The sequence below is a fragment of the Paracoccus sanguinis genome (assembly GCF_900106665.1).
GTDB classification, from domain to species: Bacteria; Pseudomonadota; Alphaproteobacteria; order Rhodobacterales; family Rhodobacteraceae; genus Paracoccus; species Paracoccus panacisoli.
This window is the reverse complement of sequence record NZ_FNNA01000009.1, coordinates 56,346-71,038: the sequence shown is the minus strand read 5'-3', so window position 1 is coordinate 71,038 and position 14,693 is coordinate 56,346. Positions and strand designations below refer to the sequence as shown.

At 66.2% G+C, this 14,693-nt stretch carries 21 protein-coding genes; 4 read left to right on the top strand and 17 right to left on the bottom strand.

Translation table 11 applies throughout. The annotated features are described in order from the left end of the window. Window positions 1–284 (bottom strand): P27 family phage terminase small subunit (locus BLW17_RS16495; protein WP_170835623.1); only part of this gene is annotated, 284 nt, incomplete at its 3' end. A 129-nt stretch (window positions 285–413) separates the two neighbouring features. Here BLW17_RS16495 and BLW17_RS16490 point away from each other — a divergent pair. The 4 genes from BLW17_RS16490 to BLW17_RS16475 all read left to right on the top strand — a co-directional run bounded on the left by BLW17_RS16490 (window position 414) and on the right by BLW17_RS16475 (window position 1,896). Further along, window positions 414–638, top strand: coding sequence for a hypothetical protein (locus BLW17_RS16490; RefSeq protein WP_036702829.1), 225 nt, complete (start codon window positions 414–416; stop codon window positions 636–638). 94 nt (window positions 639–732) lie between these two features. Further along, window positions 733–1,239: a DUF3489 domain-containing protein gene (locus BLW17_RS16485; protein WP_036731483.1), complete on the top strand. Its 507-nt coding sequence runs from the start codon at window positions 733–735 to the stop codon at window positions 1,237–1,239. A 73-nt stretch (window positions 1,240–1,312) separates the two neighbouring features. Continuing rightward, window positions 1,313–1,588: a type II toxin-antitoxin system Phd/YefM family antitoxin gene (locus BLW17_RS16480; RefSeq protein ID WP_036731485.1), complete on the top strand. Its 276-nt coding sequence runs from the start codon at window positions 1,313–1,315 to the stop codon at window positions 1,586–1,588. After that, a complete protein-coding gene (locus BLW17_RS16475) occupies window positions 1,585–1,896 on the top strand; it encodes a type II toxin-antitoxin system RelE/ParE family toxin (RefSeq protein WP_036731486.1) in 312 nt (103 codons plus the stop codon). Before BLW17_RS16480 ends, BLW17_RS16475 begins: the two co-directional genes overlap by 4 nt. Here the strand turns inward: BLW17_RS16475 and BLW17_RS16470 are convergent. From BLW17_RS16470 to BLW17_RS16395, 16 genes are all read right to left on the bottom strand, one after another. After that, entirely contained in the window at window positions 1,832–2,098 is a 267-nt protein-coding gene (locus BLW17_RS16470; protein ID WP_074827054.1) for a DUF7220 family protein, read from the bottom strand. The two genes, BLW17_RS16475 and BLW17_RS16470, sit on opposite strands and share 65 nt — an antisense overlap. Continuing rightward, window positions 2,095–3,399: a site-specific DNA-methyltransferase gene (locus BLW17_RS16465; RefSeq protein ID WP_036731487.1), complete on the bottom strand. Its 1,305-nt coding sequence runs from the start codon at window positions 3,397–3,399 to the stop codon at window positions 2,095–2,097. Before BLW17_RS16465 ends, BLW17_RS16470 begins: the two co-directional genes overlap by 4 nt. 117 nt (window positions 3,400–3,516) lie before the next feature. Continuing rightward, complete coding sequence (locus tag BLW17_RS16460) at window positions 3,517–3,873, bottom strand: HNH endonuclease (RefSeq protein ID WP_036731489.1); 357 nt, start codon at window positions 3,871–3,873, stop codon at window positions 3,517–3,519. A gap of 135 nt (window positions 3,874–4,008) precedes the next feature. Then, a complete protein-coding gene (locus tag BLW17_RS16455) occupies window positions 4,009–4,392 on the bottom strand; it encodes a DUF6362 family protein (protein WP_036731490.1) in 384 nt (127 codons plus the stop codon). Continuing rightward, window positions 4,389–4,877 (bottom strand): crossover junction endodeoxyribonuclease RuvC, encoded by a 489-nt coding sequence (locus tag BLW17_RS16450; RefSeq protein ID WP_036731491.1) that lies wholly within the window; start codon window positions 4,875–4,877, stop codon window positions 4,389–4,391. Before BLW17_RS16450 ends, BLW17_RS16455 begins: the two co-directional genes overlap by 4 nt. 387 nt (window positions 4,878–5,264) lie before the next feature. Continuing rightward, the gene (locus tag BLW17_RS16445; RefSeq protein WP_036731493.1) at window positions 5,265–7,538 is read right to left on the bottom strand and encodes a PriCT-2 domain-containing protein; all 2,274 of its coding nucleotides are present in this window, start codon (window positions 7,536–7,538) and stop codon (window positions 5,265–5,267) included. Further along, complete coding sequence (locus BLW17_RS16440) at window positions 7,538–7,762, bottom strand: DUF6511 domain-containing protein (RefSeq protein ID WP_036731494.1); 225 nt, start codon at window positions 7,760–7,762, stop codon at window positions 7,538–7,540. Before BLW17_RS16440 ends, BLW17_RS16445 begins: the two co-directional genes overlap by 1 nt. Beyond that, entirely contained in the window at window positions 7,759–8,871 is a 1,113-nt protein-coding gene (locus tag BLW17_RS18380; RefSeq protein ID WP_074827052.1) for a DEAD/DEAH box helicase, read from the bottom strand. The genes BLW17_RS16440 and BLW17_RS18380 overlap by 4 nt, the downstream gene beginning before the upstream one ends. Before the next feature lie 3 nt (window positions 8,872–8,874). Beyond that, the gene (locus tag BLW17_RS18375; protein WP_074827049.1) at window positions 8,875–9,495 is read right to left on the bottom strand and encodes a DEAD/DEAH box helicase; all 621 of its coding nucleotides are present in this window, start codon (window positions 9,493–9,495) and stop codon (window positions 8,875–8,877) included. Then, window positions 9,489–10,433 carry a PD-(D/E)XK nuclease family protein gene (locus BLW17_RS16425; RefSeq protein ID WP_036731495.1) on the bottom strand — a complete coding sequence of 315 codons (945 nt, stop codon included), beginning with the start codon at window positions 10,431–10,433 and terminating at the stop codon, window positions 9,489–9,491. The genes BLW17_RS18375 and BLW17_RS16425 overlap by 7 nt, the downstream gene beginning before the upstream one ends. Beyond that, window positions 10,433–10,795, bottom strand: coding sequence for a hypothetical protein (locus tag BLW17_RS16420; protein ID WP_139306055.1), 363 nt, complete (start codon window positions 10,793–10,795; stop codon window positions 10,433–10,435). The genes BLW17_RS16425 and BLW17_RS16420 overlap by 1 nt, the downstream gene beginning before the upstream one ends. A 64-nt stretch (window positions 10,796–10,859) precedes the next feature. Then, window positions 10,860–11,360, bottom strand: coding sequence for a DUF669 domain-containing protein (locus tag BLW17_RS16415; protein WP_036731497.1), 501 nt, complete (start codon window positions 11,358–11,360; stop codon window positions 10,860–10,862). 20 nt (window positions 11,361–11,380) lie between these two features. Then, complete coding sequence (locus BLW17_RS16410; RefSeq protein WP_036731499.1) at window positions 11,381–12,127, bottom strand: ATP-binding protein; 747 nt, start codon at window positions 12,125–12,127, stop codon at window positions 11,381–11,383. A gap of 11 nt (window positions 12,128–12,138) precedes the next feature. Next, complete coding sequence (locus BLW17_RS18370) at window positions 12,139–12,504, bottom strand: helix-turn-helix transcriptional regulator (RefSeq protein ID WP_197055249.1); 366 nt, start codon at window positions 12,502–12,504, stop codon at window positions 12,139–12,141. A gap of 13 nt (window positions 12,505–12,517) precedes the next feature. Further along, complete coding sequence (locus tag BLW17_RS16400) at window positions 12,518–13,462, bottom strand: hypothetical protein (RefSeq protein WP_156116110.1); 945 nt, start codon at window positions 13,460–13,462, stop codon at window positions 12,518–12,520. After that, entirely contained in the window at window positions 13,437–14,624 is a 1,188-nt protein-coding gene (locus tag BLW17_RS16395; protein WP_036731505.1) for a hypothetical protein, read from the bottom strand. Before BLW17_RS16395 ends, BLW17_RS16400 begins: the two co-directional genes overlap by 26 nt. Window positions 14,625–14,693 lie beyond the last annotated feature (69 nt).

Below are 14,693 nucleotides of genomic sequence, written 5' to 3'. Positions count from 1 at the left end.
TTCACCACCGGGCCGCGGCGCTTGACCTCGGCCTCTGCCTCGAGCCAGCGCCGCCAGATCACCACGTAGCGGGCGAGCGCCCCGGCATCGAGTTCGGTCATCACCCCGTGCCGGGCCAGCAGCTCGGCCAGTTCGGTGAACTTTGCGGCGGCCGCATCGTCGAGGTGATCGGGAGCCGGCGGCACCGCCACGACCGGCTGCGGCTCGGCGGGGTTCATCCGGTGCGGCCGGGCCGTGCCTTTCACCAGCTTCAGCTGCGTCGGGAGCGGTTTGCGGCCAGCCATGATTGACGTCCTTCCTGATGTTCCCTCCCCACAAAGCAATGATCTTGCTGCTATTTGCCTACACTTCGCAGCGCCGCGGAGCGACTCTGATGACACAAGGACGCTGCATCAGAGCCAGGGAGCCCCGAGGTGACCCGCCGCACCACCGACAATTCCGAGGCCCTGAGCGCCTTCATCGGCAAGAAAGCCGAGATCGACGCGATGCTGGTCCGGCTCACTGCCCTCAGCGACGAGCACTTCAACGCCCACCCCGACGAGGTGACCTGGGGCCACGTCGGCACGCTCGAGCACTACGCCAGCCTGCTGAAGCGCATCACCGACAGCGCTTTCGGCGAGGGCGAGCACGCCCGCTGATCTCCGGCACCACCCGAACTCCTGCCGCGCAGACGCGCGGCTCGGGGTCGTAGAAGGCGCCGCAGGTCGCGGGGCCAGAACCGGAGACAACCCCATGCCCCAGATCCAGCTGTCCGACGCCCAAGCCGTCATTCTGTCCACCGCCTGCGCACGCGAGGACGGAGCCATCTTCCCCGTCACCGCCAGTCTTAAGGGCGGTGCGGTCGGCAATGTCTGCAAGAGCCTCCTGAAGCATGGGCTGATCCAGGAGGTCGAAGCCACCAACCTCGATACCGTCTGGCGGCACGACGAGAACCATGGTCCGATCACCCTGCGCGCCACGCCGCTGGCGCGCGCGGCGCTCGGGACTGACAAGGTGACGCCGCCGACGGCGGAGATGCCAGCTGTCTCGCTTCAGCGCCAGACCGCCACCAAGCAGGAGACCCTGATCGCCATGCTCCGCGCCGAGGGCGGCGCGACCATCGACGAGATCGTTGCGGCCACCGGCTGGCAACCGCACACGATCCGTGGCGTGATCTCTGGTGTCCTGAAGAAGAAGCTCAGCCTCGAGGTGACGTCCGAGAAGGTCGAGGGGCACGGGCGGATCTATGCCTTGACGTGAGTTCCCCACACTCGACGCGCATCGCAAACGATACTATATTCGCATCTGATTTGATGCGCGTCAGGAGGCTGCCATGAACATCACGACGGACATCAGTCCGCTGACCGAGTTCAAACGCGACACCGCACGGCTGATCGCGCAGATCAAGGAAACGGGGCGGCCCCAGATCCTCACCGTCAACGGGAAGCCCTCCGTCGTGGTCATGGATGCCGCCGCGTGGCAGGAGATGCAGGACCTGCTCGATCATGCCGAGACCGTCGCCGGTATCCGGAAAGGTCTGGCGCAGGCTCGCGTCGGTCAGGGCACCGAGGCCGGTGAGTTCTTCGACAACCTTGCACGGTCGCAATGACCGCATCACTGCCCGTCATCATCACGCCCAATGCGGCCGATGATCTGACCGCATCCTGGAACTGGCTCCGAGATCGCAATCCCAAGGCCGCGGATGAATGGCTGGCGGGCATCAGGAAGAGCATCCTTGCGCTCGGCGAGATGCCGGACGCCCATCCGGTTGCCTCGGAATCGCGTGACCTCGATCTGCCGATCCGTCGCGCGCTTTACGGCAAGGCAACACGCTGGCGCATCTACTATACCGTCATCGATGGGTCCGTGCAGGTTCTCCATGTCCGGCACGGTCGCCGGAGCGACTGGCATCCCTGAGCCTTTCAAACAGCCGGCGCAGCAGATAGCCCCGCGCCAGCGAGACGCCGGCGAAGGCGAGACCGATCCGCATGTTCTGCGCCAAGGTGGGGTTCCAGCCAAAGAGCGGGAACAGGACAATCTGCGTGATGACGGCCAGGACATAGCCGACGAGGACATTCGCCGCCGCTTCGACCAGCGACAGGGCTCGACTCTGCGTCATGCTGCGTCCTCCTGGTCACCGCCGCCCGTGCCCAGCCGCTCGTCCTTCATCTCCGCGAATGTCCGACCGTCAGCCTCCAGCACGGCGTGGCGTCCCGTCTCCCTCTGCCAGCGTTCCACGGCGACATCGACATAGGCTGCGCTGATCTCCATCGCGAAGACGCGGCGGCCGTTCGCCTCGCCCGCCATGATCTGTGAGCCGGAGCCACAGAACGGCTCGTAGCAGAGCCCGCCACGGGCGACGTGCTGGCGCATCGGGATGCCGAAGGCGTCGAGCGGTTTCGGCGTCGGGTGATCGGGCCGGTCGTCCCTGGCGAAGCTGGGCATCTCCCAGGTCGAGGGCAGCGTCTCGTCCGCCACCTTCGGCGGGCGGTTCGGGCGGCGCCAGCCCATGAAGCAAGGCTCGTGTTTCCAGAGGTAGTGGGACCGGGTCAGAACACCGCGGTCCTTCACCCAGATGATCTGCTGATGGACAAAGGCACCCGCCTTTTCCCAGCATGCCTCGAGCATCGCCTGCCTGCGCGAGGCGTGCCAGCAGTACCACGCGGCGTCCTCGGTGATTGCCTCGGCCACGGCGGCCCCGATGAAGCCGTCGTAGAGCTCCGCGCCCTGAGAACTGTCGTCCCAAGTCACGCCATAGGACTGCGACCAGTCCTTGTTGCGGGTCGGGTGGTTCGATCCGTCGTAGTCCACCAGGTACGGCGGGTCGGTCGCGAACAGCACCGCCCGCTCGCCGTTCATCAGCCGGCGGACATCGTCGTGAGACGTCGCGTCGCCGCAGAGCAGCCGGTGATCGCCGAGGATCCATAGATCGCCGGTGCGCGAGACCGGGTTGCGCGGCGGCTCGGGGATGACCACGGGCGGCGCCGAACCTTCATCGTCATCCTCGGCGCCCGCCAGCAGCCGGTCGAGTTCCCCATCCTCGAAGCCTAGGATACCGAGATCAAAACCCGCGTCCTTCAGATCTGTGAGCTCCAGCGCCAGCAGGCTCTCGTCCCAACCGGCGTTGAGCGCGATGCGGTTGTCCGCCAGCACCAGTGCCCGCCGCTGGTTGTCGCTGAGCCCGGTCAGGGTGATCGTCGGCACGGTATCCATGCCGAGCAGTCGCGCCGCCAGCACCCGCCCATGACCGGCGATCAGCGTGCCGTCCTCGGCGATCAGCACCGGGTTGGTGAAGCCGAACTCCCGGATCGAGCCCGCGATCTCGGCCACCTGCGCCTCGGAGTGAGTACGGGCATTCCGCGCGTAGGGCACCAGGCTGTCGAGCGGGCGGTATTCAACGGCAAGCTGACGATCGGACACGGACGATTTCCTTCAGGATATGGGCTGCACCCCCCCTCGCCATTTTGGCCATGGATGCAGAAAGCTTGGCGCGCGGTCCTGACGTCGAACCGCCCAGAGATTTGACCTCCCCCCGGGTCAGTCGGAGGACTCGCGCCCGGTCCGCCGATTGCCGAAGCCGCCATCCTCGGCAGCGGTCTTCCGGCTGTGGCAGGGGGCGCAGAGCGGCTGCCATCCGGTCTGGTCCCAGAACCGCGCGGTGTCGCCCCGATGCGGGATGATGTGATCGACGGTGTTGGCCGGGGTCACGCGCCCCTGGCGCTGGCACTCGGCGCAGAGCGGGTGGCGAGCGAGGAACATCTGCCGGGCACGCTGCCAGCGCGCTGAGGCGTAGAGCGCCCGGATTGCCGGGTCGCGCTTGCGGTCGGTGTCGCGGTCACGCTCCCGCTTGTCGCGCCGCCCCACCGGGCGATGGATGGACGGACGCTGCGGCATGGGGCCTCGCGAAAAGGGTGGAGCGGAGGGGGGAACGATCGGTGGCGCTCCTGGCGCTCGTCTCCCGATCATGCCCTGCTTGTAGCACGGATCTGTTGCAGGTGTCGAACACGAATGTGTTGCAACACTCTGGACTTACTCGGCATTCAGCCGCGCGGCGATCTTGGTCAGCGCCAGCTGCCAGCGCCGCCACGCCGTGGTCCGATCGCAACCCTGCTCCCCGGAGATAACCTTCCACGGAACCCTCGCCGCGCGAGACCAGACCAGCTTGCGCTCGGCCTCGGTGATCCACAGCGCCCAGTCGAAGGTCCGCTCCAGCGCCGAGATTGCCTGCGCCGAGGGCACCACCCGCATCGGCTCGGGCTCCATCGCCGCGATCTCGCGCTTCGTCCGCAGCACTTGCGGCCAGGTCCCGACGTAGCCCTGCGCTTTCACCGGCGGCAGCTTGCGCAGGGTGCGGAACGCCTCCTCGAAGTGATCGGCGACGTCGTCCGCGGTCCAGTCCTTGCGGGCGCTCATGCCAGACCTCCCGTGGTCTCGATGGCCCAGAGCAACAGCGCGATGGCATCCGCTTCGTTGTCGTCAGCGGGGCTGAACCCCCGCGCCCGCGCAGCGGCGATCATCACCTCCTTCGACGCATTGCCCTTGCTGGTGGCGTGGCGCTTGATCGTGCCGACCGGCACGCCCTCGTAGGGCACGCCCCGCAGGTCGGCCCAAGCGGTCAGCGTGGCTATCAGCCCGCCATAGACGTGAGCTGCGTCGGTGCCAGCGTGGCGACGGACTTCCTCGAACCAGACCGCCTCGATCGGACCCGACAGCCGATCGATCTCGGTGAGCCAGTTGGTGAAGCGCAGATAGCGCATGCCGCCGCCGTCGAAGCGGCCGGGCTTGAAGCTGACGGTGCCGCTGGTGATCAGCCCGTCACAGGCCTGCAGCGCCCAGCCGGTGGTGGTGCCGAGATCGAGCGCCAGAATGCAGCGCGGGTTGCCGTTGTGTTGGGTCATGCCGACCTCCTCTTCGCGTCTGTGGGCGCGGCGAGAGGGCTGGCCGGTGAAGGCTGCGGTCTCGCCAGGCCCCGAAGGGTGGTCAGATCAGGTCAGGCGCGGGGCGAGCTGGTCGCCCGGCAAATCCTTCAGAACCTTCAAAGGAGCATCTTGAAAGATTTCCGCCCCTAAGTAGTTGTCCTGTATATATAATGTATAATCCTTCAATTATTCAATATTTCAATGAGCACCTGTCTCCTCATCTTGAATCGCGCGCGCACGCGTATGTGATAAGGGTCCTCTTGAAAGATTGAAGGATTTGAAGGATTCGGTTTTTCCCTTTGGTTTCCAACTCCTGGATGCCGCCCGGCTTCAAGGATCGCTTCAGACGGATTGAAGGATCTCCGGTTACCCGCCCCACCGCGCCAACCGGTAGACCATTGCCTGCTTGGTCGATGAGCCGCGCATCCCCGTGGTGATGTCGCCGCTCTCGATCAGGGTGAGCAGGATCTCGTCCCGGTCACGGGATTTCAGCCACTGGGAGGCGCGGGTGATCTCGGACTTGGTGATCCCCTTGGCCCCGGAGGCGCGGATAATCTCCTTCAGCCGCTTCAGATGCGCCTCGGTCTCGGTGTCCGCCACATGCCGCTCGACCGCCTCCATGGTCCGCCGCGCGTAGTGACGCACGAACTCGATCGCCCAGTCAGCCGCGGTGATGTCGATCTCTGGTGTGACCGGATCGCCCCCAACCGCGACGATGAGGGCCAGCTTCAGGGCATTCTCTCCGATCCGCGCCAGGATCGCGGTGAAGGGCGTGCCGGCCGCAGCCCGCAGTTCCTCGGTCATGTCGGCACTGAGCTGGCGGAACCGCGCCTGCGCCTCCGTGGTCATCGGCACCGTCATCGGGACGACCGCCGTCGCCGGATCGGACGTCATCCCCACCAGATTGCCTTTCCGATGCCCGCCGCCGGCCGCCACGCGCTTGAGGCCCTCGATCAGCCCGGGTGGGGGCTGCCGGAGACCCGCCGCAAGGTTCTCGTCCGGATAGTCCTCGTCGCTGGGCAGGATCAGGAACCGGGCGAGTGAGCCATCGACGACGTTGGCCCCCTGCAGCGCGCCCCAGAAGTGCAAGGGCGTGGTGGTGCCGTAGACGCAGAGACAGGGCTGGTTGATGTCGCGCCGCTCGTTCGTTCCGTCCCGATTGGCATATTCCGCGCCAAGGAACACCCCACCGGCAGCGGTGAAGAGCTCGGTCATGTTGTCCAGGATCTCGGTGATGTGGCGCGGGCTGCGCTTGCGGTCGGCCGCCGCGGACAGGAACATGCCGAACTCGTCGATCTGGAACAGGATCGCCGGCTGGCGATGCAGCGCGGTCAGCAACCCAGCCCCGGAGGCGATCTTGTTGCCGCCGAGATGGTGAGCCAGACCCGCCTCGAAGAACACCTCGTTGATGATTTCGCGCGAGTGGTTCTTGCCAGAGCCACTGTCGGCGATGCCGACCACATAGAGGTTGGAACGCAGGTTGCTGGTCGTACGGTAGTTGCGGCCCATCAGCGCCCCGATCGCGCAGAGGCTGGCGCCGAGCGACAGCAGCGGCTGAGGACGGCGAGCGGTCGAGAGCATGTAGGTCGTCAGATCGCCCACCAGCCCGTCCGGGATGACCAGCGAGAACGGTGACGGTCCCTGCTGAGCAGCGGCATCGTCGCTGTCTCCTGCCAGCTTCGACAGGAGGCCCGCTGCCGGATGGGCATCTGTCACGCTGCCATCGAGCCGCAGTGCGGGGTCCGGGCTCCAGCCCCGCTCCATGGCGAGGTGATAGATGGTCCCTGCCCCGATCCGGTCCGGCTTGAAGCTAGACCAGGCTTTTGCCGTGGTTTCCGGGACGTTCTTCGCCGCCTGCGCGGACCAGCTGGCGAACAGCTCGCCCCCGGCCTCACCGAGCGCGCCCTTGATCGCCATGCCAATCCGCATCCAGCTGTCATAGTCGAGCTCGGCATTGGGCAGCCACGCCAGCGCCGCCGCGATGGCCGGGAGTGTGCCGCACTGACTATGAGTGCGGGCCGGCTCTGTAGCCGGAGCGACCGAGGACAGGCTGCGCCGTCGCAGCGTCTCCGGGATCAGGGCCCAAGCTTCGTCGAGGAACGAAGCGGCCATCGTCGCATCAATCGCCGGCAGGCTGTCGATATCGAGATCGGCCAGCCCCTCTTCGGGCCAGGCATAGGGCGCTCCGGTGTCGGGGTGGTCGGCATAGGCCACGAACTGCTGCCCGAGGCACAGCACCTCCAGCGGGTGGCGCTTGATGCCGCGGAAGGGCGTAATCGTCCGATAGACCAGCAGGCGCTTCGGCGCCCGACCAATGCGCAGCGCGGGCGTTTCGCCGAGGCGCGCGCGTGCCAGCTGCTCGATCCGCAGCGAAAGCTCGGCGTCCTCGGCGATGTCGATATCGATCGCTGCAATGCTACCGCCGACGATCCCGATCCCGCAGCTCGGCCAACTGGACCAGGTGGCGATCTCGACCTCGGTGGTTTCGCGATCGGCGTGGCGGTCCCATTGCGGGTAATCCACCCATTCGCCGCGCTGGAACCTGCCCGGCTTCTTGGTGCCGGGCGCGATCGGCAGGAGGGCATAGCCGTTGGTTCGCAGTGCAAGCCCGTACCGCGCCATGTAGGAGATGTTGGTCATCAGAACGGTGCCTCCGGGGTCATGGCGGCGATGCGCGTCTGGTCCCTGGCCGCCAGCGCCCGCAAATGGTCGCAGTAGCCGGTGACCACTGCCTCGATGAACCGGGCCCACTCCGCCTCGGTCAGGGTTGCAAGATCGGACGTGCCGATGCTCTCGAGATATTCGCCGCCCAGCTGGCCACCATTCGCCATCGCCGCGGTTTCGTTCGGGGTCGGATCGATCATGCCTTGCCTCCCATGACAGAGGTCCTGGCAGAACCGGCTGCAGAATTGCCGGCGACTGGCTGCACGCCGCGGGTCGGTGCGGGGATAGCGCGAGTCGAACCAGCCAAACCCACGAGGATCCCGGTGGCAGACGGCGCAGAGGCCGGCGTGGAAGGCGTGCATGGGTTGAACCTGTAGCCGGAGATTTCCAGGAAGCGGCCCGATGGGCGGACCGAGATCTCGCTCGGGCAGGCCAGCTCGCCGGTCTGCGCGAGGGCTGCAGCCACGCTCGAAGGCACGGGGCAGTCCGGCGCGCGCTTGTGCCACCACTCGGCGGCCTTCTGCCGGGCATAGCCCTGGTGCTCGAGACAGACCCATTCGCTGTAGGTGGCGAGCCCGCAGCGATAGGTGACCTTCAACGAGGGCCGCCCGCCCGCTTTGTCGTGACGGCTGTAGGCGACGCCGGTAACTGCCAGCCACTGCGCCTTCGGCGACAGCACCGGCAGGGTCGCGGCCGTCGGCGCAATCTTCACCTCGCGGGCCGGGAACACATGGCCACAATCGGGGCATTCGCTCGCGGCGAGCGCGACTATGCTGTCGCATTCTGGGCAGAGCTTGGCCGGTGGCTCAGCGCTGCCGGCCTCACCGGGTCGCTTGGGCCGCACCAGATCGATCGGTCCGTGCCGCCGGACATTACCAGCGAAGTCGAGGACCAGGCAGTTCTCCTTTCCCGGCGCCAGCCGCGTGCCGCGCCCGACCATCTGAACATAGAGTCCGGCCGATTGGGTCGGGCGCAGCAGCGCGATCAGGTCCACGCCCGGCGCGTTGAAGCCGGTGGTCAGCACGCCCATCGAGGCCAGCGCGCGGATCTTGCCGCGCTTGAAGTCGGCGATGATGCAGTCTCGCTCGTCCTTCGGCGTGTCGCCGAAGATGGTGCTGCAGATGATCCCCTGGCGCTCAAACTCCGCCGCCACGTGCTGCGCGTGCGCGACGCCCGAACAGAAGGCCAACCAGGATTTGCGGTCGCGGCCATGCGCGATAATCTCGGTGACGGCCGCGCGGGTGATGGCGTCCTGATCAACCGCCGCCGCCAGATCGCGCGCAATGAAGTCGCCTGCGCGGGTGCCCACCTTCTAGACGTCAAGCCGGGTGGCGGGCTGCTTCGAGATCAAGGTGCTCAGATAGCCTTGATCGATCAGGTCCCGCACCGGCGCCTCGAAAGCAATGTCGGTGAAAAGCGCGTTCTTGCCCTCATGCAGCATCCCGCTGTCGAGCCGGAACGGCGTCGCGGTCAGCCCGATCACCTTGAGCGCCGGGTTGATGGCCTGCAGCGCGTCGAGGAAGCGCCGATACATCGTGCTCGATTTGCCGGGGATCAGGTGCGCTTCGTCGATCAGCACAAGATCGGTATGACCGATCTCACCCGCGCGGCGGTGGATCGACTGGATGCCGGCGAAGAGGATCCGCGCCTGAGCCTCGCGCTTGCCGAGGCCCGCCGAATAGATGCCCGCCGGAGCATCGGGCCAGAGGCCGATCATCTCGGCATGGTTCTGCGCGATCAACTCGCGGACATGGGTCACGATCAGGATGCGCTGATCGGGCCAGGCCTTCAGCACACCCTCGATGAAGGAGGCCATGACGAGCGACTTGCCGCCCGCGGTCGGAATGACGACCAGCGGATTGCCGGTGTGGGCCTGAAAATAGCCGTAGATCGCGGTGATCGCGGCCTGTTGATAGGGGCGCAGGGTCAGCATGGCGCAGCCTCCGGGGCACGGGCGTCGTTGGTCCAGGTCGAGCCATCGGCCATGCGGTAGGTGACGACGTCGTCGCCCGCATCGATGACCTCGCCCGGGATGAGATCGGGGATGAAGAGATGGCGGCCGCAGGCGGCGCGCTGCTCGGCAGGCGTCAGCATCCGGTCGTGCCGCGCGCAGTGCCAACCACCGTCGACCGGCGTCGCATGCAGGCAGGACCGGCACGTCACCGCAGCCCCACCGCCTTCGTGGCAGGTCGCATGGTGATCGCAGAACCGGCATTCGAACCAGGCCGGATCCTCGCTGATCCGCGCGGGCGGATGCTGGGCGAAGATGATGCGCCCAGCCTTTTCGAGCAGGCGCTCGGCCATGGCGCGGTCCGCCTCGATGCGCTCGACATGCAGCGCGTCGGTGTCCTTGCAGACCGCGACGTAGAGGGCGCGCGTGATGCCCGTCAGGTGCATGTAGATTTGCATCTGCGCGGCGTGCTGAGGCTTGGCCAGAACAACGCCCTTGGCGACCAACTCGTTGAAGCTTTTGACCGAGTGGGTCTTGAACTCCAGCACATGCCAGGTCTTCGGCGCCTCCATGAGCCCGATGGCCACGCCGTCGAGCGAGCCGCCGAAATGCCCGCCATGGGCTTCGACCCGGAACTGTCGACCAGTCTCGGGATCGACCTCGAGCACGGTCGCCCCGGTGGCACGCAGGTTGCGCACGAGCCGGTCCTCTTCCAGCTGACCCGTCTCGAACAGACGCAGCAGGCGGCCAGAATGGCGCGCGGGCGTGACCCAGCGGAAATCGTACCAGAGCGCCCGGGCGCAGGACTTGCCGATGATCGACGCCCCGAGGTGATCGCGGAATCCATCGCCTTGGCGGGCCTCGTAGTCGGCATAGATCGCCTTAAGCGTCGGCGTCGGAGCAGGAGGAAGCGCAGCCATCACGAGCTCTCCCCCTCGCTGCGGGCCCTGGCCTCGGCCAGGATGCCGTCCCAGGTCTCGCTGTCGTGGCGCTCGCGCAGGATGCCGATCAGCGCGTCCTTCACGGTCTCGCGACGACGGCGGCCGGTGCCTTGGGCCAGCAGTTCCGCCCGCTCGCGGCTAAGATGGCGAAGGGCCGTGCGGGCCCGGTGGAACCAGTCCGGATCGATGGGTTTCGCCCCGCGCTGTCGGGCCAGATCGGCGGTGGCGATCTGGGTCCGGATCCGGGCGATGGCGTCGTCAAGTTCGATCAGCCGGCGCTGGTCTGCGGGCAATCCGGGGCTGTTCACGGCCACGGGGGCCGCGTTGGTCATGTCAGTCATGGGAATATTCTCAGATTAGGTTGCGCGCTGCCCCGTCAGTCAGGGCGCGGGGCAGCACGAAGGCTCAGCCCTTCTTGTTCCAGGGCGCGGAGGCCATCTTCTGCGGCGCCGTCGAGACCGCCGGATCGGGCGCGGGATTCGCCGGGCGGGCCGCCGGGGTCGCGTCACGGTCGGGCGGCAGATAGGCAAGCGCGTTGCTCTCGCCGTAGCCGTTCTTCGGCGGCCGGATCTTCACCTGGATCGTCATCGGGATCAGGTGCAGCTCCTCGCTGTCATTGACCTGCAGCCGGCCCGTGGCGTGGCAGATGGCCGACAGCGTCCGCTGTGCGATCTCCACCGTGGTGGGATTCGGGTTCACGAGGTTCAGCTGGTCGAAGATCTTCCGGCCCTTGTGCTCGCCCTCGAGGATATCGAGCATCAGCCACAAGAACTGACCCATGCCGTTCTTCGTCACGCGCATCTCGCTCTCGACGATCTGGGCCCGGTATTTACCGGCGGGCAGCAGTTCGTAGGCGGTGGTGGGCTCGACGCTGGTCGCGTCGAAGGACGTATCAAAACGTGCCATGATGGTGTCCTTGCTCGGGATTACAGGGATTGGGGCATGGCGGCGACGAACGCTGCCCAGCTCAGCGGCAGGGTGTCCGGCAGGCCGTAGCGGTTCTTGGCCAGGAAGGCGGGGCGCTCTTCGGTGTGCATGACGCGCGCACCAGACCCGAGCGCCCGGGTCACCTTCTTGTTGAAGCCGATGTCGGATTTGGCGACCGAGATCTGGTAGTTGGCGAAGAGCACGACATCCGAGTGCTCCTGCAGAAGCGCCGACGCCCGGGTCTGCAGCTTGATCACGTAGCGGTCGTAGGGCTCGTGCTCGGGGCTGTCGAAGCGCTTGATGTCGGTATGGGCGATCTGGATGACCACCACGCCCTTCCGGTCCCGCAGGGCGTTCAGCTTGTCGAGATATTCGCGCCAGATGGTCAGCGCCTCGGCATAGCCCTTGCCAAACCCCGGCGCCTCGATCGACGACCAGCCGTTTCGCTTGCAGGCCTCGGCCCAGATCAGCGGCTCAAGCCAGTCGACGCTGTCGACGACGACCGTGCCGAACGCGTGGTCTTCGTTCAGCAGCGCGTCGAGTGCCTCGGCGACCTCGGCATAGTTCGTCGCCAGCGGGAAGTGCGGGACATGCAGCTTGCCGAGGCCATCCTCGGTCATGATGAACACCGGGCGGTCGGATTCGGCCGCGAAGGTGGATTTGCCAATCCCCGCCACGCCATGGATCATGATGCGGGGCGGGGTCAGCGCGGAGGTCGTCCGCAGGGAAGCGAGAGAAATGGCCATCCTGCCCTCCCTCACGCCAGTTTCACGGCGGGTTTGTCCGCCGTGCTGGTGCAGTGCCGAGTGCCCTCATAGGCCTCGACATCCGCAAGGCGGTAAACCACCCGGCCGCCGATCTTGATGAATGCCGGGCCCTCCCCGGTCCAGCGCCACCGCTCCAGCGTGCGGGGGCTGATCTTCCAGCGAGCCGCAAGCTCGACCTGGTTCAGATGTGTGACTGACAATGTCGACTCCTTCGCGTTAGGCGGAATGCCTGCGAATGAGAATGGGGGAGCGGCAGGGAGGAAACCGGGAGGGCGCAGGGAGGGGAGACGGGAGGAATGCAGATTGATGCCCCGGAAAACAAAAAAGGCCGCCCCGAAGGACGGCCTGATCGTCATGTTCTTGTTGTCTTCAAACCTCGAGCCAGGCGCTGGATCCGCTCTCCCGGATGACCTCGTGCCACGTCGGGTGCCCACTGAACAGGTCCCGCAGTCGCTTCACTGAACGCCCGCATTCGGCTTCCTCGAGAATACGAGCAACGGGCAGCACTGGATCGCCGCTGAGCCAAGCCTCGGCAAGCATGGCCACGGCGACCTTCTGCTTGCCGCCAGTGAACTCGTGCCATCGACCATGCACGATCAGCACGCCTCCGTCGCCGGAGACCCACACCGGTCCCGTGTCGGATGGCCCCTTCAGCAGACGGGCGCTCAGGGCCTCCGGAGCGACGGCGAGCCCGTCTTCAAGATCGACCACATCCGCCACCGCAACCAACTCATGGCCCCTTATGAACTGGAAGCGGTCTCGATCCGGCAGGTCGAGAACCAGGACCACGCGAAGCCCATCGGCCGGTCGCCGTGCAACGAGCTTACGGAACTCCGCGAACACGGCCGGCGTCGTAAGGCCGCGGGCGACCCAGATCCCGACACGCGCGTTGCGCTTTGGCAGCCGCGCCGTCCCGAAGTCCAGCACTGCGCCATCAAGGTACGGCACGGGATTATCGCCGAGCGAACAGTCGAGCCGGGCGAACACCCGCCGTGCTGCTGCGACCATGTCCAGCGCATAAACCCTGCGGCGGGCGCTCGCCTGTTCCTCTTGCCAAACGACGTTTCCGAGATGCCCCAGTTCACCGGTGGTGGGGTGGCAAATGACGGAAGTAGGCGTGTCGTCCAGATCGTCCTCGGCAACGATGGACATCGCGCTGCCCCGCCGCACGATCAGCCCGGCTTCCATCAGTGCTTTGCCAGGCCTAGGCGAATGCTCCAGCGCCATGGCCGAAACCTGCGCGTGGCGGGTTCCGGCAACGGACAAGAGCAGTCGACGGGCACCGAGATCAATCCTCGAAGAGCTGGACGTCATCGACAAGGATCCCCCACCGACGCAGGTACTTTTCACCGATCAACTGCTCGGTCGCGGTGCGGTCTTTCAGATCGCAGCCGTGTGGCCAGCTGATGGATAGGGTCAGTGAGCGGCGGCCGGTGCCCCCAGCAGGCCGGGCGAGCTTGACTGCGATCTTGGCGCGCGTAACCACGTACCCGTCGCTGAGGGGCGTGTGGTCCCCGAACCTCTCTTCCGCCTTCGTCCAGATCGTCTCGCCAGCGCGCGCCGGCTTGTCCAACGTCACCCTGAAATCGCTGTCGTCGATCGGCATGACGCGCAGCTCCCGCACATCAACACCCTCGATCCCGTCCTCCGGGTCGACCGGAAAGTCGAATGGCTTCAGCAGAACCGAGAGGTCGTAACGACGTAGTGGGAGACGATTCTCCTTGAACTCGACGCCGAGGAGATGGGCGAATGTGGCCTTGAGGATTTCACCGCGGGTGTTCTGGTCGCTGGCGATCACCTCGATGGCTCCCGTCGCGGGCTCGTAGGTGACGGCAGCCTCGAACACTGGCCGATATGCTTGCCGGATCAGAAGACCGCGGTCGTCGAAGCGCAGCAGATCGTTGGGGCTCCCCTCGCGATAAACCGTGACCTGGACGAGATCGCAGACGTCGCCCTCAAGCGTTGTCCTCACCCGTTCGAAAATGTCGACATACGCATGAGCTGCGCCTGAGAACTCCTTGACCGCAGCAATAAACGCCTCTCGCGCGGCAGCATCCCGCAGCAGGGCGCAACCCGGGTCCGTGACGAAACCGGCCCACATGCGGCCGCGCCGTCGGTCTTCGGTGAAACGAACCTCCTCGGCATGACGAAAGCGGTCCTGCGCGTTCAGGAACATCCAGAGCGACCGCGCATGCGGATTGGCGAGCCCGTCGAGGAAGGCAGGATCCTCGGCCACGCTGTAGATCGCGGCCTGCCCCGGCTCATCGGACAGCGCATGGACGCGCTCGGCGTCATTGGAGACCCGATCGCGCTGTTCGCGGGACATGTCCTCGATGGCGCCGAGAAGCGGCCTTGCCAGCGCACCCTCAGACACGGTCCAGTCCAACTTGGTGGTAAGGCCGATTTCCGGCCGGTCGAAGTACTCACGCAGGGCCTCACCGGGCGTCCTGCGAAGGAAGGCGGACAGGGCAGACACTGTAATTCTCCTTGTTGGCGATTCGATAGATCGGCCGATCTGCTAATCAGCGTATCCGCGGTACCAGCG

Coding starts and splice junctions, on each gene's coding strand:
- BLW17_RS16485 (WP_036731483.1), top strand. CDS start 733: ATGCCCCAGATCCAGCTGTCCGACGCCCAAGCCGTCATTCTGTCCACC.
- BLW17_RS16480 (WP_036731485.1), top strand. CDS start 1,313: ATGAACATCACGACGGACATCAGTCCGCTGACCGAGTTCAAACGCGAC.
- BLW17_RS16475 (WP_036731486.1), top strand. CDS start 1,585: ATGACCGCATCACTGCCCGTCATCATCACGCCCAATGCGGCCGATGAT.
- BLW17_RS16470 (WP_074827054.1), bottom strand. CDS start 2,098: ATGACGCAGAGTCGAGCCCTGTCGCTGGTCGAAGCGGCGGCGAATGTC.
- BLW17_RS16460 (WP_036731489.1), bottom strand. CDS start 3,873: ATGCCGCAGCGTCCGTCCATCCATCGCCCGGTGGGGCGGCGCGACAAG.
- BLW17_RS16455 (WP_036731490.1), bottom strand. CDS start 4,392: ATGAGCGCCCGCAAGGACTGGACCGCGGACGACGTCGCCGATCACTTC.
- BLW17_RS16450 (WP_036731491.1), bottom strand. CDS start 4,877: ATGACCCAACACAACGGCAACCCGCGCTGCATTCTGGCGCTCGATCTC.
- BLW17_RS16445 (WP_036731493.1), bottom strand. CDS start 7,538: ATGACCAACATCTCCTACATGGCGCGGTACGGGCTTGCACTGCGAACC.
- BLW17_RS16440 (WP_036731494.1), bottom strand. CDS start 7,762: ATGATCGATCCGACCCCGAACGAAACCGCGGCGATGGCGAATGGTGGC.
- BLW17_RS18375 (WP_074827049.1), bottom strand. CDS start 9,495: ATGCTGACCCTGCGCCCCTATCAACAGGCCGCGATCACCGCGATCTAC.
- BLW17_RS16425 (WP_036731495.1), bottom strand. CDS start 10,433: ATGGCTGCGCTTCCTCCTGCTCCGACGCCGACGCTTAAGGCGATCTAT.
- BLW17_RS16420 (WP_139306055.1), bottom strand. CDS start 10,795: ATGACTGACATGACCAACGCGGCCCCCGTGGCCGTGAACAGCCCCGGA.
- BLW17_RS16415 (WP_036731497.1), bottom strand. CDS start 11,360: ATGGCACGTTTTGATACGTCCTTCGACGCGACCAGCGTCGAGCCCACC.
- BLW17_RS16410 (WP_036731499.1), bottom strand. CDS start 12,127: ATGGCCATTTCTCTCGCTTCCCTGCGGACGACCTCCGCGCTGACCCCG.
- BLW17_RS18370 (WP_197055249.1), bottom strand. CDS start 12,504: ATGACGATCAGGCCGTCCTTCGGGGCGGCCTTTTTTGTTTTCCGGGGC.
- BLW17_RS16400 (WP_156116110.1), bottom strand. CDS start 13,462: ATGACGTCCAGCTCTTCGAGGATTGATCTCGGTGCCCGTCGACTGCTC.